This window comes from Zobellella denitrificans, from assembly GCF_002237365.1.
GTDB classification, from domain to species: domain Bacteria; phylum Pseudomonadota; class Gammaproteobacteria; order Enterobacterales; family Aeromonadaceae; genus Oceanimonas; species Oceanimonas denitrificans.
This window is the reverse complement of record NZ_NMUO01000194.1, coordinates 1-1,023: the sequence shown is the minus strand read 5'-3', so window position 1 is coordinate 1,023 and position 1,023 is coordinate 1. Positions and strand designations below refer to the sequence as shown.

Below are 1,023 nucleotides of genomic sequence, written 5' to 3'. Positions count from 1 at the left end.
CCACTGGCTGTCGGCGGGCACCAGCATCACCCAACCCCGCCAGCAATGCCCCTTCACCCGGGACTGGCACAGCTCCCCCAGCCAGATCTCGCCGCCGTGGGCATCCAGGTCGGCAATGGCCCTGAGCAGCCGGCTCTTGCCCGAGCCGGAGGGACCGGACAGGCAGAGGATCTCGCCGGGGGCCACCGTCAGGGACACCGGCGCCAGCTCGCCGACCACCAGTTCGGCCAAGCGCAGCGGTGCCGGCGTTTCCGCCGCCGGGCAAGTACCCGCCTCGTTCCGTCTGGCCGGGGGCGCCTCCCGTTCCTTGTTCATCGAGGTTTCCTCCCGCCATTCACCGCCATGGGTCCATTGCTGTCGCAACCGCACCCGACCAGAAACCGGCTCCCACTCCCCGACAACCCGCCTGGCATGGGGCCTGCGGTCGGATTGGCCACCGCTTCCCGGCACCGGCTTCCTCTTGCTTTCCAAAGTGTATTCATCAGAATCCGCCTCATCCGCTATGACTATACTACTGATCGAGAGACGGCATGGAGCCCGGACGGCCCTTCCGCCCGGCCGCGCCCGGTCTCGCTACCTTCAAGGAGAACACCCATGATGCAACGAAGCTGCCGAATCATTAACCCCGTCCTGATCCTTTCGCTGGTCATGGGCAGCATGCCGCTGACGGTCCAGGCCCAGCCGGTCGCCCTGGTCTCCACCCAGCAGTTGCTGGCCACCGAGCAGGTCAACGCCGACCGCGAGCGGATCCGCGAGCTGCTGGCCCGCACCGAGGTGCGCGACCAGTTGGTTGGGCTGGGCGTGGAGCCGGCCGAAGTGGAAGCCCGGGTCGCTGCCCTGTCGGACAGTGAAGTCCGCCAGATGGCGGAACGGCTGGACAGCATGCCGGCCGGGGCCAACGCCGTGGTCGGGGCCCTGCTCACCGTCTTTATCATACTGCTGGTCACCGACCTGCTGGGGCTGACCAAGGTCTTCCCCTTCACCCGCTGATGACAGCGCCCCTGTGCCGTTGGAACGCCCGCC

Annotated in this window: 2 protein-coding genes; one reads left to right on the top strand and one right to left on the bottom strand. The window is 67.6% G+C overall.

Annotated features, from left to right (window positions below; translation table 11 throughout):
* A partial coding sequence (locus CGX12_RS19285) for an ATP-binding cassette domain-containing protein (RefSeq protein ID WP_142995725.1) occupies nt 1–315 on the bottom strand: 315 nt, incomplete at its 3' end.
* Nucleotides 316–594: 279 nt separating this feature from the next.
* On the opposite strand from CGX12_RS19285, the gene CGX12_RS19280 reads away from it, so the two are divergent.
* Nucleotides 595–990, top strand: coding sequence for a PA2779 family protein (locus CGX12_RS19280; RefSeq protein ID WP_198401757.1), 396 nt, complete (start codon nt 595–597; stop codon nt 988–990).
* The last annotated feature ends 33 nt before the right edge of the window (nt 991–1,023 follow it).

Bases quoted from the DNA above. Each gene is read 5' to 3' on its own strand.
- CGX12_RS19280 (WP_198401757.1), top strand. From the start codon at position 595: ATGATGCAACGAAGCTGCCGAATCATTAACCCCGTCCTGATCCTTTCG.